Source organism: Paenibacillus sp. FSL M8-0228, assembly GCF_038007385.1.
GTDB lineage: Bacteria > Bacillota > Bacilli > Paenibacillales > Paenibacillaceae > Paenibacillus > Paenibacillus polymyxa_D.
On record NZ_JBBOXA010000001.1, the window covers coordinates 938,996 to 961,960 of the forward strand.

23 protein-coding genes are annotated in these 22,965 nt (G+C 48.6%); 19 read left to right on the forward strand and 4 right to left on the reverse strand.

Features of this window, described 5'->3' with window-relative positions:
• The first annotated feature begins 472 nt into the window (after positions 1-472).
• Genes MKY98_RS04275 through purF form a run of 5 tightly spaced genes read left to right on the forward strand, consistent with a single transcriptional unit; the run spans position 473 to position 6,039 of the window.
• Positions 473-1,354 carry a phosphoribosylaminoimidazolesuccinocarboxamide synthase gene (locus tag MKY98_RS04275; RefSeq protein ID WP_069012417.1) on the forward strand — a complete coding sequence of 294 codons (882 nt, stop codon included), beginning with the start codon at positions 473-475 and terminating at the stop codon, positions 1,352-1,354.
• Positions 1,355-1,412: 58 nt separating this feature from the next.
• Entirely contained in the window at positions 1,413-1,658 is a 246-nt protein-coding gene (gene purS, locus MKY98_RS04280; protein ID WP_007428837.1) for a phosphoribosylformylglycinamidine synthase subunit PurS, read from the forward strand.
• A gap of 4 nt (positions 1,659-1,662) precedes the next feature.
• Positions 1,663-2,352, forward strand: a complete 690-nt coding sequence (gene purQ / locus MKY98_RS04285) for a phosphoribosylformylglycinamidine synthase subunit PurQ (protein WP_069012416.1) — start codon at positions 1,663-1,665, stop codon at positions 2,350-2,352.
• Entirely contained in the window at positions 2,330-4,573 is a 2,244-nt protein-coding gene (gene purL, locus MKY98_RS04290; protein ID WP_069012415.1) for a phosphoribosylformylglycinamidine synthase subunit PurL, read from the forward strand. The genes purQ and purL overlap by 23 nt, the downstream gene beginning before the upstream one ends.
• Positions 4,558-6,039, forward strand: a complete 1,482-nt coding sequence (purF, locus tag MKY98_RS04295; protein ID WP_208332447.1) for an amidophosphoribosyltransferase — start codon at positions 4,558-4,560, stop codon at positions 6,037-6,039. Before purL ends, purF begins: the two co-directional genes overlap by 16 nt.
• Before the next feature lie 344 nt (positions 6,040-6,383).
• Here purF and MKY98_RS04300 read toward each other — a convergent pair whose 3' ends face one another.
• Entirely contained in the window at positions 6,384-6,560 is a 177-nt protein-coding gene (locus tag MKY98_RS04300; protein WP_176715755.1) for a hypothetical protein, read from the reverse strand.
• Between the two features lie 202 nt (positions 6,561-6,762).
• On the opposite strand from MKY98_RS04300, the gene purM reads away from it, so the two are divergent.
• From purM to MKY98_RS04370, 14 genes are all read left to right on the forward strand, one after another.
• Positions 6,763-7,803, forward strand: a complete 1,041-nt coding sequence (gene purM / locus MKY98_RS04305; RefSeq protein ID WP_069012414.1) for a phosphoribosylformylglycinamidine cyclo-ligase — start codon at positions 6,763-6,765, stop codon at positions 7,801-7,803.
• Positions 7,803-8,417, forward strand: a complete 615-nt coding sequence (gene purN / locus MKY98_RS04310) for a phosphoribosylglycinamide formyltransferase (protein WP_069012413.1) — start codon at positions 7,803-7,805, stop codon at positions 8,415-8,417. Before purM ends, purN begins: the two co-directional genes overlap by 1 nt.
• Before the next feature lie 119 nt (positions 8,418-8,536).
• The gene (purH, locus tag MKY98_RS04315; RefSeq protein WP_069012412.1) at positions 8,537-10,084 is read left to right on the forward strand and encodes a bifunctional phosphoribosylaminoimidazolecarboxamide formyltransferase/IMP cyclohydrolase; all 1,548 of its coding nucleotides are present in this window, start codon (positions 8,537-8,539) and stop codon (positions 10,082-10,084) included.
• Positions 10,085-10,155: 71 nt separating this feature from the next.
• Positions 10,156-11,421 (forward strand): phosphoribosylamine--glycine ligase, encoded by a 1,266-nt coding sequence (purD, locus tag MKY98_RS04320; protein ID WP_069012411.1) that lies wholly within the window; start codon positions 10,156-10,158, stop codon positions 11,419-11,421.
• A gap of 216 nt (positions 11,422-11,637) precedes the next feature.
• Positions 11,638-12,093 carry a DinB family protein gene (locus MKY98_RS04325; protein ID WP_069010461.1) on the forward strand — a complete coding sequence of 152 codons (456 nt, stop codon included), beginning with the start codon at positions 11,638-11,640 and terminating at the stop codon, positions 12,091-12,093.
• A 345-nt stretch (positions 12,094-12,438) separates the two neighbouring features.
• Positions 12,439-12,849: an HAD family hydrolase gene (locus tag MKY98_RS04330; protein ID WP_245231537.1), complete on the forward strand. Its 411-nt coding sequence runs from the start codon at positions 12,439-12,441 to the stop codon at positions 12,847-12,849.
• A gap of 175 nt (positions 12,850-13,024) precedes the next feature.
• Complete coding sequence (locus MKY98_RS04335) at positions 13,025-13,771, forward strand: SDR family NAD(P)-dependent oxidoreductase (RefSeq protein ID WP_069012861.1); 747 nt, start codon at positions 13,025-13,027, stop codon at positions 13,769-13,771.
• A 160-nt stretch (positions 13,772-13,931) separates the two neighbouring features.
• Positions 13,932-14,279: a winged helix-turn-helix transcriptional regulator gene (locus MKY98_RS04340; protein WP_019685981.1), complete on the forward strand. Its 348-nt coding sequence runs from the start codon at positions 13,932-13,934 to the stop codon at positions 14,277-14,279.
• A gap of 511 nt (positions 14,280-14,790) precedes the next feature.
• Complete coding sequence (locus tag MKY98_RS04345; protein WP_061832076.1) at positions 14,791-15,468, forward strand: TetR/AcrR family transcriptional regulator; 678 nt, start codon at positions 14,791-14,793, stop codon at positions 15,466-15,468.
• Positions 15,469-15,567: 99 nt separating this feature from the next.
• Positions 15,568-16,425 carry a substrate-binding periplasmic protein gene (locus MKY98_RS04350; RefSeq protein ID WP_069012862.1) on the forward strand — a complete coding sequence of 286 codons (858 nt, stop codon included), beginning with the start codon at positions 15,568-15,570 and terminating at the stop codon, positions 16,423-16,425.
• A gap of 85 nt (positions 16,426-16,510) precedes the next feature.
• Positions 16,511-17,158 (forward strand): amino acid ABC transporter permease, encoded by a 648-nt coding sequence (locus tag MKY98_RS04355; protein ID WP_029517154.1) that lies wholly within the window; start codon positions 16,511-16,513, stop codon positions 17,156-17,158.
• Positions 17,159-17,172: 14 nt separating this feature from the next.
• Positions 17,173-17,922 (forward strand): amino acid ABC transporter ATP-binding protein, encoded by a 750-nt coding sequence (locus tag MKY98_RS04360; RefSeq protein ID WP_081317625.1) that lies wholly within the window; start codon positions 17,173-17,175, stop codon positions 17,920-17,922.
• Positions 17,923-17,976: 54 nt separating this feature from the next.
• A complete protein-coding gene (locus tag MKY98_RS04365) occupies positions 17,977-18,402 on the forward strand; it encodes an OsmC family protein (RefSeq protein WP_029517152.1) in 426 nt (141 codons plus the stop codon).
• 183 nt (positions 18,403-18,585) lie between these two features.
• A complete protein-coding gene (locus tag MKY98_RS04370) occupies positions 18,586-19,824 on the forward strand; it encodes a serine hydrolase (protein WP_069012863.1) in 1,239 nt (412 codons plus the stop codon).
• 63 nt (positions 19,825-19,887) lie between these two features.
• On the opposite strand, the gene MKY98_RS04375 is transcribed toward MKY98_RS04370, so the two are convergent.
• Genes MKY98_RS04375 through MKY98_RS04385 form a run of 3 tightly spaced genes read right to left on the reverse strand, consistent with a single transcriptional unit; the run spans position 19,888 to position 22,843 of the window.
• Positions 19,888-20,865, reverse strand: a complete 978-nt coding sequence (locus MKY98_RS04375; protein WP_069012864.1) for a FecCD family ABC transporter permease — start codon at positions 20,863-20,865, stop codon at positions 19,888-19,890.
• Positions 20,862-21,866 carry a FecCD family ABC transporter permease gene (locus MKY98_RS04380; RefSeq protein ID WP_069012865.1) on the reverse strand — a complete coding sequence of 335 codons (1,005 nt, stop codon included), beginning with the start codon at positions 21,864-21,866 and terminating at the stop codon, positions 20,862-20,864. Before MKY98_RS04380 ends, MKY98_RS04375 begins: the two co-directional genes overlap by 4 nt.
• Positions 21,863-22,843 (reverse strand): ABC transporter substrate-binding protein, encoded by a 981-nt coding sequence (locus MKY98_RS04385; protein ID WP_069012866.1) that lies wholly within the window; start codon positions 22,841-22,843, stop codon positions 21,863-21,865. Before MKY98_RS04385 ends, MKY98_RS04380 begins: the two co-directional genes overlap by 4 nt.
• Between the last annotated feature and the right edge of the window lie 122 nt (positions 22,844-22,965).

Sequence of the window (22,965 nt, forward strand, 5' to 3'; positions counted from 1 at the left end):
TGTTCCACTGCTTTCTATCGCAGGCCACGTTCTCGTGAGGGCTGCCGAATTTGCGCAGCAAACAGCCCGCTGCCCTCACGAGAACGCGCAGGCTCAAGAAGCGAAGCCTTGAGCCACCGTATCCGTGTGCAGCGTAGCACATGCGCACAACAGGGCAAAGCCCAATGCTCGCTGCACGGCATGCCGTGCTACGGCCACGGGCCGAATGGTATTGCGGCGGCATACGCGTAAAAACGCTATTTTGTACCGACGTAAAAGCGTTGCTGGATGACAGCTTGTGTCAACAAGCCTTAATCCAGCGGAACGCGCTCACACCACCCCAGCTCCAGTAACCCGCTATCCCCTGCTCACTACGCCAACCCTTGCGGGAGTCCCGAGGGCAGCAGCCCTGGGGGTTCTCCCTGAGGGGAGGATTTAGGAGGGGCAAAGGTTGATTTAGGAGGGGCAACTTCTATGAAAGAGGTGTAATGAAATGTCATTGTCTACTGCCGAAGGTCTGATCCATGCGCCGCTCTTGTATAAAGGCAAGGTGCGTGAACTGTATGATCTCGGAGAGCATTTTCTGATTGTGGTGACAGACCGAATTTCGGCTTTTGATTATGTGTTAGAGCCACCCGTGCCCGAAAAGGGGAATGTGCTGAATAAGCTCAGCGCTTTCTGGTTTGAGCAGACGAAAGACTTGTTGGAAAACCATGTCGTGCACACTGATGTGAACAAGCTCGGGCATGTGATCGACGAACAGAATAAAGAGTTGCTGAAGGACCGGATCATGGTCACGCTGAAGGCTGAACGCATCGACATTGAGTGTGTGGTGCGCGGATATATTACCGGAGGCGGGTGGCGTCAGTATGAGCAGAACGGTGAGGTGAACGGCATTCCATTGCCAGAGGGGCTGCGTAAAAATGAACGCTTTCCCAAGCCTTTATTTACACCAGCTGCAAAAAATGATGTTGGACACGACGAGGACATTTCCCTTCACCAAATGAAAGAACTGGTCGGGGTTGAACTAACAGGTGAGCTTGAGGAAAAGAGTTTGGCGTTGTACGAATTTGCACGTGCTTTCTGCGAGAAGCGGGGGATTATTTTAGCCGATTGCAAGTTTGAGTTTGGTCTTGTTAACGGGAAGGTTATTTTGATTGACGAAATTTTCACTCCGGACTCATCCCGATTCTGGGCACAGGAAAAGTATGAGCTGGATGTTGAGATTGACAGCATGGACAAGGAGCCGGTACGAAGTTATTTGGCATCATCCGGTTGGGACAAGAATAGCAAGCCTGATCCGTTGCCGGCTGATGTCGTAAAAGAAACAACTGCAAGATATACGGATATTTGGCGGCGTCTGACGGCACAGTAAATAGTAATCATAATTCAACCAATAGGATTCACTCATTCGGAGGAGGAACTGAAGGAACATGATGAAAGCAACAGTCTATGTCACGATTAAGCAAAGCGTTTTGGACCCGCAAGGGGTTGCGGTGCAAGGCGCACTGCATTCTATGGGTTTCGGAGAAGTGGACAGCGTCAGAATTGGCAAGTATATGGAACTGAATCTGGATACAACAGACCGCGAGAGTGCTGAAAAGCGCGTCATCGAGATGTGTGAAAAGCTATTGGCCAACACGGTCATTGAAGACTACCGCTACGAACTGGAGGGCTAATTCCATGAAATTTGCAGTTCTGGTTTTTCCAGGATCCAACTGTGATATTGACTGCTATAAGGCGATAGAGGACACGGTCGGTGAACCTGTCGATTATGTATGGCATACTGCGACGGATCTGTCGTCTTATGATTGTATTCTTGTTCCTGGCGGCTTCTCTTACGGGGATTATCTACGCTGCGGTGCGATTTCCCGGTTTGCACCGGTGATGAAGGAAGTAGCCAAAGCGGCTGCCGAGGGCAAATATATTTTGGGGATTTGCAACGGTTTCCAAATTCTGACCGAAGCCGGTCTGTTGCCAGGGGCTTTACGCCGTAATCTGTCGATGAAATTCCTATGCCGGGATACGGTGTTGCAGGTTACGAATAACCAAACACCTTTTACTAAAGATTACGCTGCTGGTGAAAAGATCGTCATTCCGATCGCACACGGCGAAGGCAACTATTACTGTGATGATGAGACGCTGGCTCGCTTGCAGGCGAATAACCAGATCGTATTTACGTATAAAGATAATCCAAACGGTTCCATGACGGATATCGCAGGGATTTGTAATGAACAAGGAAACGTGCTGGGCATGATGCCTCACCCTGAACGCGCGGTGGACGCATTGCTCGGAACGGATGACGGCAAACGTATGTTTACATCTATTTTGAACGCATGGAGGGATCGACATGGCACAGCAAGTGTCCGCTAAGGAACCAACGGCAGAGCAGGTTGCCGAGCATAAACTGTACCAGCAGATGGGTGTGTCGGATAGCGAATATGCGTTGATCTGTGAATTCATGGGACGTCAGCCGAATTATACGGAGATTGGTGTATTCAGTGTCATGTGGTCAGAGCATTGTGCTTACAAAAACTCCAAGCCGTTATTGCGTCGTTTTCCAACGAGTGGTCCACGAGTGCTGATGGGACCCGGTGAGGGCGCAGGCATTGTAGATATCGGTGATAACCAAGCGGTTGTATTTAAAATCGAAAGCCACAACCATCCGTCGGCTGTGGAGCCTTTTCAAGGAGCAGCGACTGGGGTAGGCGGTATCATCCGTGATATTTTCTCCATGGGCGCAAGGCCTGTTGCGGTGTTGAACTCTCTGCGTTTTGGCAAGCTGGAGAGCGACCGTGTGAAATATTTGTTCGAGCATGTAGTATCTGGTATTGCGGGCTACGGGAACTGTATCGGTATTCCGACTGTAGGTGGCGAGGTTGTATTTGATGAAAGCTACGAAGGCAACCCACTCGTTAATGCAATGTGTGTCGGACTGATTGACCATGATAAAATCCAGCGAGGTGTTGCTAAAGGGGTCGGTAACCCGGTGTTCTATGTGGGCCCACCGACAGGTCGTGATGGGATTCACGGAGCGACATTCGCATCGGTTGAGCTGACAGAAGAATCTGAAGCGAACCGGACTGCGGTTCAAGTAGGCGATCCTTTTATGGAGAAGCTGGTTATGGAATCATGTCTGGAACTGATCGACAGCGGTATTGTGCTGGGTATTCAGGATATGGGTGCCGCGGGACTTACCTGCTCCAGCGCGGAGATGGCGAGTAAGGCTGGCAACGGTCTGGAACTGTATCTGGATCAGGTACCGCAGCGTGAAGAGGGCATGACACCTTATGAAATGATGCTGTCCGAATCACAAGAACGGATGCTGTTCGTAGTAGAGCCTAAGGATGAAGCACAGGCACTGGAAATTTTCGAGCGCTGGGGCGTTATTTGTGCCAAGGTCGGTAAAGTGACGGATGACGGTCGTTTGCGTTTGTTCCATCACAATGAAGTGGTCGGAGATATGCCAGTGACGGCGCTGGTTGATGAATGCCCGATTTATGACAAGCCTTCCGAAGTCCCCGCTTATTATGAGCAAAATGCTGCCATTGACACACTTCGTTATGCAGAAGTGACGGATTTGAACGGTGCGCTGAAAAAGGTGCTGTCTTCACCAAGTGTAGCTAGTAAGAAATGGGTATACGAGCAATATGACTACATGGTTCGTACGAGTACAGCCGTTCGTCCGGGATCGGATGCAGCTGTAGTGACTGTGCGCGGAACTCGTAAGGGACTTGCCATGACGACAGATTGTAACGGACGTTATGTATACCTTGACCCAGAGGTAGGCGGACGGATTGCAGTCAGTGAAGCAGCGCGTAACATTGTATGTTCTGGCGGCGAGCCGTTGGCGATTACAGATAACCTGAACTTCGGTAACCCTGAAAAGCCGGATATTTTCTGGCAAATGGAAAAAGCCGTAGATGGTATGGCTGAAGCTTGCCGTGTACTGGATACACCTGTTATCGGGGGGAATGTCAGCTTGTACAACGAAAATACCAAAGGCTCCATCTATCCGACGCCTGTTGTCGGTATGGTAGGTTTGGTACATGATACGGATCATATAACAACACAAGGCTTCAAAGCCGAGGGTGATGTGATTTTCTTGGTGGGGGAAACGAAGGCCGAGCTGGGAGGCAGCGAGTTCCAAGCTGTCGTACACGGTGTATCCGAGGGACGCCCGCCTGAGCTAGATTTGAACGTAGAGAAAAAACTGCTGACTGCGGTACTGGGAGCGATTCAGGGCGGATTGGTACAATCTGCGCATGATTTGGCAGAGGGCGGATTGGCTGTAGCGCTTGCGGAATCTGGGATTAGCGGCGGATTGGGAGCACAGGTCAACGTAGAAACGACTTTGCGTCCTGACCATGCTTTGTTTAGCGAAAGCCAATCCCGTATTTTGTTATCTGCATCGCCGGATAAAGCGTCTGCTCTGGAAGCACATCTGCGTGGTTTGGAAGTGCCAGTTACTGTATTAGGAAAAGTTGAAGGATCACAATTGACAGTTGAGGTGAACGGACAACCCGCTTTGAACGAGGCAGTCGCCAGTTTGAAGCAAATCTGGGAGGATGTCATTCCATGTCTGATGAAATAACAGCACGGACGTTGTGGACTGGAGATTATTATAATGAAGGCTCTGGTAAAGAGGGGCTGTTTGATAAATTAAAAGAGGAATGCGGCGTGTTTGGAGTGTATAGGCACTCCGATGCCGCTTCCCTAGCATATTACGGATTGCATGCACTCCAGCATCGCGGGGAGGAAAGTGCAGGCATCTGTGTGAGCAGTGGCGACGAGTTCCATTATCATCGTGGAATGGGGCTTGTAAAAGAAGTATTCAATAAAGATTTGATGGCTTCGCTGACAGGCGATATTGCCATAGGACATGTGCGCTACTCGACAAGTGGAGACAGTAAGCTAACGAATGCACAGCCTTTGGTGTTCAAGTATCGTGATGGCGACCTAGCGGTAGCTACGAACGGGAATATTGTGAATGCTTTGCAAATTCGACATGAGCTGGAGCAGGGCGGGTCTATTTTTCAAACGACCAGCGATACAGAAGTAGTGGCGCATTTGATCGCACGATCATCCAAGGATTTAGTGGAGGCCGCGAAAGATGCATTGAAGCGGATTGTCGGCGGATTTGCTTTCCTTATTATGACCAACGACAAGCTGCTCGTGGCTTCCGACCCCAATGGTCTGCGTCCAATCACGATGGGCAGACTGGGAGATGCTTATCTGTTCGCATCCGAGTCTTGTGCCCTGGAAACGATTGGTGCAGAACTGCTGCGCGATATCGAGCCGGGTGAACTGCTAGTGCTGGATAAAAACGGCTTGCATGAAGATCGGTACACGGAAGATAAGCACCGTAAAGCGTTATGTGCGATGGAGTATATTTATTTTGCTCGTCCTGACAGTGACTTGAATGGTTCTAATCTTCATGCTGCACGCAAAAGAATGGGTAGCCAGATGGCGTTGGAAGCTTTTGTCGATGCGGATCTGGTGACAGGAGTGCCGGATTCCAGCATATCGGCTGCGATTGGTTATGCAGAGCAGACAGGTATTCCTTATGAGCTGGGCATGATTAAAAATAAATACACTGGACGTACCTTCATTCAGCCGAGTCAGGAGTTACGCGAGCAGGGTGTGAAAATGAAGCTGAGCGCTGTACGCCGTGTTGTTGAAGGTAAACGGGTCATTATGATCGACGACTCTATCGTCCGGGGCACTACATCCCGTCGAATCGTGAATATGCTGCGTGATGCGGGAGCGTTGGAGGTACATGTACGTATTACCTCGCCGCCTTTCAAAAACCCGTGCTTCTACGGTATTGACACGCCGGATCGCCGGGAGCTGATTGCTTCATCCAAAACCGTCGAGGAAATTCGTGAGGAAATTAACGCCGATTCGCTTTACTTTATGAGCGCCGAGGGTTTGATTGCCGCTGTAGGTGGATATAACGAACAAGATTACAAAGGCGGTTTGTGCCTAGCTTGTTTCGATAATGATTACCCAACTCAGGTGGATTTCAAAGGTGAAGAAAAGTTCGGATGTAGTTGTTGAGAAACGGGAACAAAAGAGATACAGGTGGCGCATGGTGCAGGTGAAGCGGTTCTGAGGGGGCCACTCCGCGTGTGGAAGGTTCTTCCGATCGCTGTTGCCGCTGATTCCCGAATTGGAATAACCCCTTAGAGGGTTGGAATCCAGCGGCAAAGGCGAACGCTTCGCTTCTCCAGAATTCTTCCACCCACTGCGTTTCTCAGGTGTGCAGCATTTTGCAGCAGTGCCTGTACCTCTTTGGTTCCCACCGGGAAGAGGATAGGTAAGGTCGTTAAAAACTCATGGCATAACTATTTCATGCCATGAGTTTTTAACGGAGCGGTGACTCACAAAAAGTCACCCTGCTCTTATAAGGTTGAGCCAGCGAAGCGAAGCTCAACAGCAGGCAAGGCGAAGCTGCCTGCCTCAAAGGGCAAAGAAGTGAGCCACTCGTAGGCACCGTTCACTTCTTTGCCTGGCACGTCCCCGCCTTTGCGAAGCAAACAGCCCGGGACGTGCCCGCCGCCGTGAAGGCGGCCACGCACCAAAGCGTGTCTTTGTGAATTGCGGGAATGACCCGCAATTCACAAAGGACAACACGCGACTCACAGCACGAACCAACCACCAAGCAGCACCCAACCCTACACATCTGACCGATTCTTGAGGGGTCCAGGGGGAGCAGCCCCATGGAATCCTCCCTATTAGGGAGGACTTAGGAGGGTCAATCATTTGAAGGAGTGTTCATGAATGTCCGAAGCATACAAAAACGCAGGGGTAGATATCGCTGCCGGTAATGAAGCAGTAGAACGGATGAAAAAGCACGTTAAACGTACCTTCCGTCCCGAAGTGCTGACGGACTTGGGCGGATTTGGTGCATTGTTCGGCCTGAATAAGGATAAGTACGAGGAGCCTGTACTCGTTTCCGGTACCGATGGTGTCGGCACGAAGCTGAAGCTTGCTTTCGCAATGGATCGTCATGACACCATTGGTATTGACGCGGTTGCGATGTGTGTAAACGACATTGTCGTCGGGGGAGCGGAGCCACTCTTTTTTCTGGATTACCTCGCTTGTGACAAGGTTGTGCCCGAGAAAATTGAAGCTATAGTCGCTGGAATAGCAGAGGGATGCCATCAATCGGGCTGTGCGCTGGTCGGCGGTGAAACCGCAGAAATGCCAGGGATGTATAGCGAGGGTGAATATGATATTGCCGGATTCACGGTAGGGATTGTAGATAAAAGCAAAATTATCAACGGTAGCTCCATTGCTCCCGGAGATACAGTGATCGGTCTGGCCTCCAGTGGAGTTCACAGTAACGGCTTCTCACTGGTGCGCAAGCTGTTATTGGAACAGCAGGGTTATGATTTGCATGATGAAATCGAAGGCTTGAACGGCAAACTGGGCGATGTACTGCTGGAGCCGACGAAAATTTACGTGAAATCCGTTTTGGCATTGCTGGACAAGGTAAAAGTAAAAGGTATGGCGCATATCACAGGTGGCGGTTTTATTGAAAATATCCCTAGAGTGTTACCGGATCACGTCAATGTGGATATAGAATACGGCACTTGGCCGATTTTGCCAATCTTCCAGCTCATGCAGGAAAAAGGTGCAATCTCCAACAAAGACATGTTCACAACCTTTAATATGGGAATTGGGATGGTAATCGTTGTAGGCGAAGAGCATGCACAGGCTGCACTGGAAGTTTTGAAGGAACAGGGCGAAGCCGCATATGTGATCGGAAAAGTAACGGAAGGCAGTTCTATCGTGACCTTTACGGGAGCAGAGGTGTAATGAACGAGTACCGGATTGCTGTTTTTGCATCAGGCGAAGGGACGAATTTTCAGTCATTGGTGGATGCGGCTGCGCGAGGAGAACTGGGCGGCGCCTCGGTAGAATTGCTCATCTGTGACAAGCCTGCGGCTCCTGCCGTAGCTAGAGCACAGAAAGCTGGAATTGCGTGCCATACTTTTCGACCCAAGGAATATCCTTCTCGAGAAGACTATGAGCGTGAATTGGTGGCTTTACTGGAGCAGAAATCGATTGATCTCATCGTGTTAGCTGGCTACATGCGTTTGCTATCCAGCGTCATGGTCGATGCCTACGCAGGAAAAATTATTAATATTCATCCGTCACTACTTCCGGCATTTCCAGGGAAAGATGCTGTTGGACAGGCATTGACCTATGGGGTCAAGGTAAGTGGCGTCACCGTTCATTTTGTGGACGGGGGCATGGACACGGGAGCCATTATTGCCCAGCGTGTCGTGGAAGTTGACGACCATGATACAGCGGAATCCTTATCCGCAGCCATTCAATCCGTGGAACGTCAGCTATATCCAGAGGTAGTTGGCAAATTGGCCCAAGGTAAAATCCAATTAAATGGTCGCAAAGTGATTTCACTTCTCTAAGAATGATTGTAATTTGTCATATCAAGGATGCTGTACAGGCATTTTCCGATATTTCTCGGGAAATAAAATGATAAAAGAGAATTTTGCAAAATTCTGAAAGAGCTAAAGGAGGAGACAGGGTGAGTATTAAAAGAGCGCTCGTCAGCGTATCGGATAAGCGAGGGATCGTGGAATTTTGCCGCGAGTTGTCCAAATTGGGTGTGGAGATCGTTTCGACAGGGGGAACGAGCAGCTTGTTGTCGAAGGAGGGCATTCCCGTCATCGGCATTTCAGAGGTAACGGGTTTTCCTGAAATTATGGATGGACGTGTTAAAACACTCCACCCTGCAGTACACAGCGGCTTGCTGGCTGTTCGGGATAATGAAGAGCATCAGCGTCAGATGAAAGAACTTGGATTGGGTTATATTGATCTGGTCGTTGTGAATCTGTATCCTTTTGCGGAAACGATCGCCAAACCCGGTGTAACTTATGAGGACGCGATTGAAAATATCGACATCGGCGGTCCAACGATGCTTCGTTCTGCGGCAAAAAATCATGCTTTTGTCAGTGTGGTAGTCGATGCTGATGACTATAGCACAGTGTTGGAGGAAATTCGTAAGGATGGCGATACGGAACTGAATACCCGTAAGCGTTTGGCCGCAAAAGTTTTCCGTCATACGGCGTCATACGACGCTTTGATTTCCGATTATTTGTCGAATGTAACAGGCGAGCCATTGCCTGAGCGGTACACTGTAACCTATGAAAAAATTCAGGATTTGCGTTATGGAGAAAATCCACACCAGCAAGCGGCTTTTTATCGTCAGCCGTTGGCAGCGAAAGGTACACTGACAACAGCCAAGCAGCTTCACGGTAAGGAGCTATCCTACAATAACATCAACGATGCTAACGCGGCACTGCAAATCGTCAAGGAATTCAGCGAACCAGCAGTGGTGGCGGTGAAGCATATGAACCCTTGCGGCGTGGGAATCGGCGGTAGTATTTATGAAGCGTACAGCAAGGCGTATGCGGCTGATCCAACCTCCATTTTTGGCGGCATTGTAGCGGCTAACCGAATTATTGACGGTGATACAGCCAAAAAACTGAGCGAAATCTTTTTGGAAATTGTACTGGCACCGGGCTTTACGAAAGAAGCGATGGAAATTTTAACCAAAAAGAAAAATATCCGTTTGCTTGATATGGGTGAGATGTCCCCGTCTGAACAGCCGGAGAGCCGTTTCGTTGTGACTTCTATTGAAGGTGGCATGGTCGTTCAGCAAAATGACATTCACGCTGTAGACTCGGATGCACTTACAGTTGTAACGGAGCGGGCACCATCCGAGGAAGAAATGAAACAGCTTTTGTTTAGCTGGAAAGTGGTTAAGCATGTGAAATCCAACGCCATCGTACTGGCGGCAGATAATATGACCATTGGCGTAGGCGCAGGACAAATGAACCGTGTCGGTGCGGCCAAGATTGCTATCGAGCAGGCCGGTGACAAAGCAAAAGGTGCCGTACTGGCATCCGATGCATTTTTCCCGATGGGCGATACGTTGGAGTTGGCAGCTAAAGCAGGCATCACAGCAGTTATTCAGCCGGGCGGCTCCATCAAAGACGAAGAATCCATCAAGGTTGCTAACGAATACGGCATTGCCATGGTCTTTACAGGCGTACGTCATTTCAAGCACTAACTTGTATGAGTTGAGGATGCAGCAGCATTTTCACCTGAACAATCTTAATGGGAGCGGGAGGAAACACCTGAATGGATATTTTGGTTATCGGAGGGGGCGGCCGCGAACATGCAATTGTGTGGGCGCTGAAGAAAAGCCCCAAGGCCGGGCAAATCTATTGCGCACCAGGCAATGCTGGTATCGGACAATTAGCGGAGTGCGTGCCGATTCCGGTGAGTGACTTTGACGCGCTGACAGAACTGGCGGAATCCAAAAAGGTAGGACTTGTCGTGGTTGGTCCCGATGATCCGCTGGCAGATGGTATTGTGGATGCTTTTGAAGCGAAAGGCATTCCAGTATTCGGACCGCGTAAAAATGCAGCGGAAATTGAAGGTAGCAAAATCTTCATGAAGGATTTGCTTCATAAATATCATATTCCGACAGCAACCTATCGCAAGTTTTATACTTACGAGGAAGCACATGCATACTTGAAGGAACAACCGATTCCGGTTGTCATTAAGGCAGACGGACTCGCGGCAGGCAAAGGGGTAACGGTCGCTTACTCAATGGAGGAAGCGGAAAAGGCCCTCTCTGACATTATGGTGACCAAGGTGTTTGGTGAAGCCGGGGCACAGGTCGTGATCGAGGAGTTTCTGGCTGGTCAGGAAATGTCGATTCTCTCCTTTGTCGACGGTGAAACGGTTCGTCCGATGGCCGCGGCCCAAGACCACAAGCCCATTTTTGATGGTGACAAAGGGCCGAATACAGGTGGCATGGGTACGTATTCTCCGTTGCCTCACATAGCCAATTCTATTATTGAGGAAGCTATTGAGACGATTATTAAGCCGACGGCCAAGGCCATGGTTGCTGAAGGGCGTCCATTCCGAGGTGTATTATTTGCCGGATTGATGATTTCGCCGGATGGCAAGCCAAAGACCATTGAGTTTAATGCACGTTTCGGTGATCCTGAAACTCAAGTGGTTCTGCCTCGTTTAAAATCCGATCTGCTCGATATTTTTCTTGCTGCTATAAATGGCACGCTGGATCAGGTGGAGATCGAGTGGAAGGATGAAGCGGCGGTATGTGTGGTGCTGGCATCTGGAGGTTATCCTGGAGCTTACGCTAAAGGTGTACCTATCCACGGATTGGAACAGGTAGACGAAGCTATCGTGTTCCATGCTGGAACGGGCATCAACGAACAGGGCGAGTGGGTAACGAACGGCGGACGTGTATTAGGTGTGGTCGGCTTGGGACGTGATATTGCCGGGGCACGGAACAAAGCTTACGAACAGGCGGATCGTATTACCTTTGAAGGTAAACAAAACCGTACGGACATTGCGGCAAAAGCCTTGCTGTAGCAGCGATATAAAGGATAAAGAGAACCTCTGTGGAGGTTCTTTTCTTGTTCAAAGGAAATTAAGTTGTAGACTGAGAAAATAAAGCGTTTTCTTAGTGCTTATATTACAGCAACAAGGAATTCACCCCAAAAAGGTTGTTTTAGTTCATTCACATGATTAAACTAACGGTTAATACTAGGTTCAAGTAATCGATGAGACGAAGAGGGGGAAACCGAAATGAAGACGATCAAGTGCATGATGGACCACCTGTACTGGGCGGACGGACGCATCTTGGACGCGCTCGAGGAGAGTGAGACGAAGAACAAGGACCTTCTGAAGCTGGTTCGGCACGTCGCGGTCGCGGAACGAGTCTGGCTGTCCCGATTGCAGGGCAAGGGCAGCGCGCAATATTCGTTGTGGGAGGAAGCAGAAGACCTGACGGCGATCCGGACGATATTCGAAGAAAACGCCGAGCAATATCGCGTCTATATCGAAGGGCTCGAGGAATCCGAGTTGGACGAGATGATCGACTATGCGAACCAGAGTGGGGTTCCGTTCCGAACGTCCGTCCGGGACATCCTGTCGCAGGTCCTCTTACATGGGCAATATCACCGGGGACAGATCAACCGGTCGCTTCGGATCGAATCGGCAGAGCCTGCCCAAGTCGATTACATCACGTTCGCGAGGCTCTAACAGAGCCTAATAATCACCTTTACTCGGAATGGGATTGGCATTGAACGACGGGTACGAAAGCTCAACAAATTGCTTTTACCATATAAGAGCAACATGCTAATGTATATTAGCAGACGATGGTGTTTTATAAGTGATAAGAACCTACACTGCCTTATTTAGGATCAAAGAGAGCCCATACCCTTATAAATTGGAAAATTAATTTGCTTCCAAATACGGTTATGGGCTTATTTACTTTTCATAAGCACTACACCACATTAGACTGCCGGTACTTGTTTAAGCTAACGGGCAGGATAGTTCAAATACGTGGTATCATGTGGTGAGTAATTAATGGAGCCCTCTTTTACAATGTTGAGAATGAGGGAAATCGTGGTCGGCTTGGAATGGGAAGGTTTGTATAGAGAATTGTTGGGAGATGGAAACCAATTGCTTATGGAAGGCGCAATGGATGTCTGTCATCGCTTATCAAAGACCCATCGAATGTTCGTAATCACGAATGGTATCACTCACACGCAAATCAAACGCTTGAAGCAGTCTGGGCTATATAAGTTTTTCGAGGATATCTTTGATTCGCAAAGCATTGGTTATCAAAAACCGAAGGGAGAATTTTTCAATTACGTCATAAGTCATATTTCAGATGGTGGTCTTCAGTCGGGCATTGACACCTGTTGGGTCAACAGAACCGGACAAATAAGTCCGGCAGAAATTAAAAGCACATATACAATCTCAAACTTAATGGAGCTCACTTCCATCTGTTAGGCTGTAAAAACAAACGCTTGTGCCGCCTCAATTATCACTTTTTGGTGACTATATCACAAAAAAGTGGGTACTGTTTTTCTTGTAACTTTTCCCCCATACTATCGTTCATAGGAGGTTCATGAAGCAGACAGAGCATCCTATACCATATAAATCATTATAAAAGGAGTGTAATAGAATGGGGAAATTTGACGGGAAGGTAGCAGTTGTAACCGGAGGTACAAGCGGCATCGGTCTCGCGTCGGCACAACAGTTCGTAAAAGAAGGGGCTTACGTTTTTATCACGGGACGCAGACAACGTGAACTGGATGAAGCAGTAAAGCAGATCGGAAAGAATGTTACAGGTGTCCGAGGTGACATATCTAAATCGGAAGATCTAGATATATTATTCGAAACAGTTAAGCGAGAAAAGGGACACTTGGACATTCTCTTTGCAAATGCCGGACTAGGGTCATTGCTTCCATTAGGAGACATTACAGAAGCACAATACTACAAGACTTTCGATGTCAACGTGAAAGGAACCATCTTTACAGTACAAAAGGCATTAGCTTTGTTTCCAAATAAAAGAGGTTCGATTATTCTAACGGGATCCACTGCTGGCTCGACGGGGATGCCAGCGTTTAGTATCTATGGTGCATCCAAGGCAGCGATCAGACAGCTCGTCCGCAGCTGGATTCTTGATATGAGAGGGACCGAAATTCGTATAAACATCCTTAGTCCGGGAACAATCGTAACGCCGGCGTACGATGAGTTATTTGGCTCTGAACTAGATCATTTACTGGAACAGGCAAAAAATGATATTCCGCTCGGCAGAGTGGGGCAGGTTGAAGAGATCTCCAATGCTGTCATGTTCCTAGCCTCTAATGAAAGCAGCTATATGAACGGCGTTGAATTATTCGTAGATGGCGGAGTAGCTCAAGTTTAACCAGGACATAGTAATTTTCAAACGACAAAGATTTTTAAATCAACTTAAAGGCGATTGTATTATCCCCTCCATGTAACGTTCAATTTTTCCTTCAGTGATCCTTGAAGGATCAAGCGATACATGAAGGGGATATTCTTAGATCGGGAGATGGTGTATTGATATGAAAACATTTTTCTGTGAACTGGAAGTTACACTAGAGGTTATCGGAGGAAAGTGGAAGGGGCTTGTTCTGTACTATTTAATAAAAGGACCTAAACGGACGGGAGAGCTTAAGCGACTCGTTCATAATATATCGCAAAAGATGCTGATTCAAACTCTTCGGGAACTGGAAACAGACGGATTAATTCGCAGAAAGATGTACAATCAGGTACCGCCTAAGGTGGAATATTCAACGACGGAACTGGGTCAATCACTTGAACCCATTTTGAGATCGCTTTGTGATTGGGGGGGGAATTACGCAGAGCAATCCTTCGCTCCGGGCGAGATTGAGATTTTGTATCTGGATTAACTGTCGGGGGACAAGAGCATAGTCCCATTTGAAGTCGCTATTTTAGCGGCTTTTTTGTTTTATCGTTTTACGTTGATGTTTTCGAGTGATGAGCAATATTCTAGTACAGGTTACTTCGTAATTAACAAGGTGCACTACAAAACTAAGGACACAAAACTTGTCTCAGAGATTAATAAGTACGTCTTGGATTATGGCAAAAGCATCATGCCCCAGCTGTTGCCAGGAGTCTGAGCAAACAAGTAAGCGGTTGAGGCTAATGACAGAACCCATTACGCTAACGAGAAACGTTAGTTTAATAAAACAGCGGTAGTCTGAGACTGCCGCTGTCTTTTTTGTTGGCGCCAGTCTAATACTTATTTTATGGGATCTGTCGGTTTTTAAAATTTAAAAGCCGCTTGGAGCAGCAAAACTTTATTTTCTTCTGACACTTTTTTCTTTGACAAAAGTATACTTATCCTATAGGATTAAAAATACAAAACTGACTGACTGATCAATCGGGAGGAGGGAACCCATGCAGCCACGGAAGGCGAAGCAGTCCGAGACCGTCTCAAATGACCAACCTGCCGAGCACGCGGGAGAAGAAACAGACCGCAGAACACAGCTTCTTCACATAGCATTGAAGCGGTTCGCCGAGCAGGGTTACCATCAAACGAAGATTTCAGATATCGTGGTAGAGGCGGGAGTAGCCCAAGGCACGTTTTATTGGCATTTTAAAAGCAAAGAGGCACTGGCGCTGGAGATTATCGCTACCGGTCGTGAACAACTACTGTCAGCGATTGGACAGGGATATCGCCGTGATGCGGGAACGCTGGCTGATATGGTTAAGGCATCGGAGGCGCTGTTTGTTCGGTTATTTGATTTTGCATTGGAGAACCGCTATCTGATGGGTTTGCTGCTGATCGGCAGTGGTGTCGATGAACCGGTGCGCCAGAGTATCCGAGAGACAAGGGCCGCGATGGAGCTGGCATTCCGGCGCAATATGGAAAGAGCGATCGAGCTGAACATGTTGCCTGCTGAATTGGATGTCGAATTAAGGGCGGCACTACTCATGAGTATGATCGAAGGTGTCATTACACGCTGGCTATTCGGTTCAGAGGGAACATATGACCACATCACGCAGATAACTGCTAAAAGATTGGCAGCAGAGGCGGCTAATTTTGAGTTTTATGGACTACTAGGTCAAAGCTAGAGGGTCAACATCGCATGAATGGGTAGTTGGCAACAAATAATATAGCCAAATCACATATATGAACTCAATCATTTACATCCAGACAGGAGAGAACGATACATGAAAACACGTAAAAAAGGGTTCTTGGTAACTATACTCATGGCTGTGGCATTGTTCAGCCTTGTGCTAAGCGCTTGCGGTACTAAGCCAGAAGCTTCTAATACTAGCAATGGAGCGGGTAGCAGTAATGGGGCAGCGAGTAACCAGCTCGAAGCAATCAAGAAGGCTGGTGTGATTAAGGTAGGCATGATGGGCACCTATCCGCCGTACAATTTCTTGAACGATAACAAGGAATTGGACGGATTTGATGTGGATATCGCCAAAGAATTGGCGAAGCGGATTGGAGTGAAACCGGAGTTCACGGCACAAGAATTCTCGGGGCTGGTTCCAAGTTTGCAAAAGAAAAAATTCGATGCAGTGATTAGTCAGGTGACGATTACAGAGGATCGTAAGAAGGCTATTGACTTCACAGAGCCTTATATCACAAACAATGTAAACATTATCGTAAACAGCAAAACAAATGATATTACCAAGCTGGAGGACTTTAAAGGCAAAACCATTGGTGTCGGCTTGGGAACGAATGATGAATCTTATCTGCGGAATGAAGTACTGCCGAAGGTAGGCGATTTTGAGATTAAAACGTATGATGATGTCATTACTTCCTTAAAGGATCTAAACTCTGGTCGTATTGACGCAACAATCAACAATCTGTATGCTCTCAAGCCCATTATCGATAAAAACGGGTTCCAAATTAAAGCCGTAGGCGAGCCAATTAAATCGGATCAAGCGGGTGTAGCCATTAACCAGAAAACTCCTGAGCTCAAAGAAGCCTTGAACAAGGCTTTGAAGGAAATGAAGGAAGACGGCACTTACAAAACAATTTTCAAAAAATGGTTTGGCGAGGAGCCAAAAGAATAACGTAAGCCTGTTAGAGGCGTCTGGCTCCAGTCTTGGCTTTCATGCTGACATGGGGCCACTCGTCTGAAAGAAGGGAATATAACCAATGCTTGAATTAATGTGGGAGAACGTCCCTTTTTTATTAAAGGGTGCTTATTATACGCTATATATTACGATTGTCTCTATGTTTTTTGGCCTAATCATTGGTTTGGTTGTTGCTGTGGCCCGGTTGAAGGGGAATCGACCCGTTCGATGGCTGGCGCGCATGTATGTATCGATCATTCGGGGAACGCCGGTTTTGGTGCAGATTGCGGTCATTTATTATGGACTGGATGATTATGGAATATCATTCGGATCGCTGACGGCTGCTTGTTTAGCACTTAGTATTAATACAGGGGCGTACTTGTCGGAGACGTTCCGTGGAGCTATTTTAGCCGTACCCCAGGGACAGACTGAGGCAGCTTATGCGACGGGAATGTCGCCCGGTCAAACGATGTGGCGTATTATTCTTCCTCAGGCGGTACGCATTGCAATTGCACCGATGGGGAATACATTTGTGGGTATGCTTAAAGAAACATCGCTGGTGTCGGTGATCGGGGTCAGTGAATTGATGCGACAGGCCCAGCTTTTACAAGCACAGTATTTGCGCTACATGCCGTTTCTGCTCGAAATTGGCCTGATGTACTGGATTATGAGCATTGGATTCTCCGCTATACTGGAGCGGGTGGAAAAGCGTCTGGCTCGAGCTTATTAAGGTGGAGATGATAGATGATGATAACAACAAGCGGATTAGGTAAACGATTCGGACAGGTAGAGGTTCTGAAAAGCATTGATTTTCAGGTTGCCGCTCGTGAAATCGTCGTATTACTCGGCCCGAGCGGCTCAGGTAAAAGTACCTTGCTGCGCTGCCTGAACGGTCTGGAAGAGCTGTCTTCCGGCAAGTTTGAGGTAAATGGGATTGAGGTCGATGCTACAGCTCCCGTTCGTGTCCGCCAAGCAGCCATTCGTGATATTCGCAAACAGACGGGGATGGTGTTCCAGCAATTCAATCTGTATCCGCACAAAACCGCCATCGGCAATGTCATTGAAGGACTGCTGACCGTAAAAAAAATGCCGCGCGACAAGGCTATGTCCATCGGACAACGGTTGTTGGAGCGGGTGGGGTTATCGGACAAGCAGGATGTACATCCTTCACGTCTGTCCGGTGGACAGCAGCAACGGGTAGCCATTGCGCGTGCGCTGGCGATGGACCCGGCAATTATGCTGTTCGACGAGCCGACATCGGCGCTTGATCCCGAGCTGGTAGGGGAAGTGCTGGGTGTTATGCGAGAATTGGCTCAAGATGGGATGACGATGGTCGTGGTTACCCATGAGATGAAATTTGCTCGTGAGGTGGCGGACAAGGTCGTATTTATGGCAGATGGTATCATTTTGGAGGAGGCAGCGCCACAGGCGTTTTTTGATACTCCCCAGCATGAGAGAACACAGAAATTTTTACGCCAAATCAGTGAATTTTAAAATAAGATCGAGGATGAATCATAGATTATTAAAATGGAAAGAAGGCCTTTGAACATGAAAGTATCTACAACTTGGCACGGCAAACGCGCGTTTACTTCGGAGGGACCATCCGGTTATTCTGTAGGGATGGATGCTACGGCGGCTTATGGCGGTGATGGTAAAGGAATGACACCCATGGAACTGCTATTGGCAGGTCTGGCAGGATGTATGGGTATCGATATCACAATGATTTTGGATCGTTTCTTGTCAGACATTACTCGCATTGATATTGACGCAGAAGGTACGCGCAAGGAAGAAACGCCGACAGGCTTTACAGCGATTGATCTGACATTCCACGTAGATGGAGATATTCCGGATTACCGCGTATGGAAAGCAATTCAGATGGGTAAGGAAAAATATTGTGCCGTATCCGATTCCTTAAAAGCGGAAATTCGAATGCACCTCATTTTGAATGGAACCGAAGTACCCTATCCAGCATAAGTGTTGAAGAATAATGAAAGAGAGTCAGCCTGTGTTATATACAGGAGACTCTCTTTTTTATGTTATTTGAAAATATGACACGTAATGAAACCTTTTGTACTGTGTTTTCGTTTAAAATAGAAATTGAAATATAAAAATGGGAAAATAAACCTATGTATGAAATGCATACAGGGGGAGGTTATAGTGAAACGAAAGTGCCTTATCATAATAGCAACTATTGTGGCTACAGTGCTCATCGTTATGGGTGTGACAACAGGATTACTATCTTTCGTGCAGAATCAAGTGGCTAATCCCCCGAATACCGTCCGACCCACAACTGCGATTGCAGCTGACGTTAAGGAAGAAACGAAGGAACAGGATGCTGCCACGCGTTTACTTCATTTTGTGGAGGCGAATGCAGAAAAGGTTTCGATTACGATTCTGAGAGATGGAAAAAAGCTGGCAGGCCAAGAAGAGAACCGTATGATGCCTTTGGCGAGCACCGTCAAAACGATCATTGCGATTGAATATGCCAAGCAAGCGGCGGTGGGTCAGATTAACCCGGATAAGAGAGTGAAGCTGATTTCGCTGGAAAGGTTTTATTTGCCGGGTTTGGATGGTGGTGCTCATGCGGCGTGGCTACAGGATATGGAAGCTAAAGGGCGGATACAGAATGAAACTGTATCTGTACGCGAGGTTGCCAAGGGGATGATTCAATTCAGTTCCAACGCCAATGCGGAGTATTTAATGGACAAACTGGGGTTGGAAGCGATCAATCGGACGAGAGCCAACTTGGGTTTGCAAAATCATGATCCTATTTATCCTTTTGTATCCTCTATTCTGATACCTTACGAACGTATGAAGGAGAGCCAAGGTGAGAATTGGAATAATACAAAGAATAATATTTCTGCCAAAGAAGCCATCCAGGCGATGTCTGGCACGGAGTTTCGCCGATATGCCCGTGTGATTCATAACAAGCTGCGCCGTGATGTGAGTGGTTCTTACAAGAGAAACGCAGATATTAAGAACTGGTATGACCAGGATTATGACCGTATCAATACGGATCGTTTTATAGCTTCAACGACAGCCGATTATGCCTTTTTAATGAGTAAGCTGAACCGCCGTCAAGGGTTCACAAAAGTTGAGCAAAAGTTATTGTCCGAGGTCATGGAGAAACCACTTATGGTTCTTCCTGAAAACCAGCAATTTTTGAAACATACTGGGCAAAAAGGTGGCTCCACAGCTTACGTTTTGACACTGACAATGTATGCAACAGATAAGGAAGGGCATTTGACAGAGCTAGCTGTCTTTTTTAACGATTTGGATCCTAACACAAATGCCAGCTTGCCTGAAATGATAAATGATTTTAAAAAGAGATTACTACATGATAAATCGTTTACAAAAGAAATTAATCAGCGTATCGGTGTACAGGTGAGAAGGTAACGCAGCTAAACGCTACGGTATAATGCAGCGTTTAACTGCGATGCGTAACTCCTTATCCTCATCCTATCCGCTGCCTTTCTGTTTGCGTTCCCGCAGTAATAGATACAAAAAATATGGCGCGCCAATGACGGCTGTCACGATGCCAGCGGGAATTTCGAGCGGCGGCTTCAGACCCCGTCCGAGCGCGTCGGAGAGGACGAGAATCAGCGCGCCGATCATCGCCGAGCCGGGCAATAGATAGCGGTGGCGATTGCCAAATAACCGTCGTGCCAGATGCGGTGCCAGCAGTCCGATAAATCCGATGGAGCCGATGGCAGCGACACAGGAGGCAGCCAAGGCGACTGACACGGCTAGCAGTCCTGTACGCACACGCTTCACGCTAAGTCCCAGCCCAGCAGAGCTTTCCTCATCTAGGCTCATAATATCCAGCTTGCGCTGTAGTGCATAGGCGAGAGGTAGTAACACGATTAACCACGGCAGTAGCCCATACACTTCGTCCCAGCCTTTGCCCCACAGACTTCCAGCTAGCCAAGTGAGCGTGTCGCTGGCTTCGAGTGGATACTTGACCAGTATATAGTCGGTCGCAGCCTGAAAAATAGCGCCCACCGCCAGTCCGGTCAAGGCTAGCATATTGGGACGCATGCCTCCCTTCATCGAAAGCTGTACGAGCAACAGTGCAGCTAGCCCAGCCCCGACAAAGGCGGCTACAGGCAGCAGTGCCACTGGGGATGAGGGCAGCAGCACGATGACGAGAACCGCCGCAAAGCCGCCCCCCTTGGATACACCTACCACATCTGGCGAGGCTAGCGGGTTGCGGATCATGCCTTGCAGCAGAACACCGGCTACTGCCAGCCCAGCTCCGGCCATGATGGCCAGCAGACCGCGTGGCAGCCGATAATGATGAACGATGAACCAGGAAGAGGCACTCCGGTCCGTCAGAGCCTTGATCAGCTCAGAGGGCGTAATGTAGGTGCTGCCCACGCCTATAGCTATAAAAGCAACACCCAGCATGAGCGCGAGTAAAATCCACAGTTTTTTCATCGTGAAGCCCTCCCGTTCTTATGCGCCAGATATAAAAAGAAGGGCGCACCCACCAGCGCGGTTACAATGCCAACGGGTGATTCATAAGGAAATGCAATAAATCGTCCAAGCACGTCCGCATAGGTCAGCAGCAGAGCTCCGCAGATTGCAGACAGGGGAATGACCCGTTTGTAATTGTCGCCTGTAAACATCTTGATGATATTCGGTACCATCAAGCCCACAAAGCCGATGGAACCGGCTACCGCTATGGCAGAGCCTGCCAGCATAATCACTGAGGCCGAGGCCAGTAGACGGACAAGACGTACGTTTTGTCCCAATCCCTGTGCGACCTCCGTCCCGAGGCTCAGCACAGATAGCGAGGGGGCCAGCGCTAGCGCAAGAATCATACCCACGGCGAACCATGGTAGCACCAGACGCGTGTCGGCCCAAGTGGACCCGTCGATGGCTCCGGCGAGCCAATATAGCACATCGGATATTTGCTCGTTGAACACGAGCAGTCCCTGGGTGATGGAGGCCAGCAGCAGATGCACGGCCATCCCGGCAAGGGCCAGCTTGACCGGCGTCATGCCCGCCGTTCCGGCCAGCGCATATACGAAGGAACCGCCTGCGATGGCCCCGGCAAAAGCAAAATAAATGCTGCCGGACGATCCGATATTTGGCAGCAGCACGACGGACAGCACGACAGCCAGCGAAGCGCCTGAGCTGACCCCGAATACCTGCGGCGAAGCCAGCGGGTTGCGTGTGATGGCCTGCATCAGAGCTCCAGCCACGGCAAGCCCGGCCCCGACGATTAGGCCAATAACGGCACGCGGTAGGCGTACCGTCAAGACAATGAGCTGATCCTTAGACGGATGCTCCGTGAACAGCGCAGTCAGCATGGTGGGGATGTCCATCCTGACTGGGCCAATCGCCACGCTGAGCAGCAGTCCAGCCAGCAACGCAGCGATAAGTGCAAAGAAGACCGGCTTATTCAGCCGGTCGCGTGAGGCTTGTCCGATCACCGGGAGCCGTCTCCTTTACTTTGCGCGGGATACAGAAGCGAAATGGCTTGCTCCAGTATTTTTTCGGCTGAGCCGAGTCCACGGTATCGGGTCCACAGTGCCCGGTTTACTTCGTAAACTTCCCCTTTTTTGACGGCCGTAATGTTTTGCCAAAGCGGGTTTTGCTTCCATTCCGCAATCAGCTTCTCATCGGCTTCCACCAAAAAGATCACATCAGGATCCGCTTGTGAAATTTGCTCCAGCGTCAGCTTGACGGTAGGCTCGCTTGTATTTTGAAGGGCATTGTGGATACCCGCTTGCTCCAGTAGTTGTCCATCAAAGGATGAAGCGCCGTGAGCCGATAGTGAATCAGAACGGAATACCCCTAGCAATACGCTGCGTGGCTCACCAGCTTTGATGCCTTCTTTCAACTTTTCCATTGTAGCTTTATGCGTAGCGAGAATTTGCTCGCCTTTTTCCTTCTCACCCAACGCATCGGCGATGACACCGAAGGATGCCAAGTTTTGTTCATAGGAGGAATTGCGGCTCTTTAGAACAATGGTCGGAGCAATCTCACTAAGTTCTTTGTATATGCTTTTATGACGATTCAGATCAGCAATAATCAAATCCGGCTTCAAGGAGCTGATCGTTTCCAGGTTTGGCTGTTTGCGTGTTCCTACTGGTGTGAAGTCGATTTTCTTGCCGAGCAGCCCATCAATATCATCGTCATTTTCCTGAGCTATACCGACAGGAGTTACGCCCAGTTGGGTTGTGGCATCGACAAAAGAGAATTCCAGGGTTACGATTCTTTTGGGTGTACCTGTAACTTTGGTTTCTCCCATCTCATGTTTAATCATTCGAGTGTCGCCTGTTGCTTGAGGTGCTACTGCGCTGTTATCTTGTGACTGGCTTCCACATCCCGCCATAATGACCGTCAGTAGTGCCAGGATCGCTGCAAGCAGCATACCTGTGCGCAGTGGTTGTTTCGGTATTGCCATATGTTATCCCCCGTTCCAGTATGATTATCAGAGAAACTGATAATCATTATCAATCAACTAACTGTTGATCATTCTAGCAATCGGGAAGGAGGACGTAAATAATGTGGTTATTTAAACCGTTT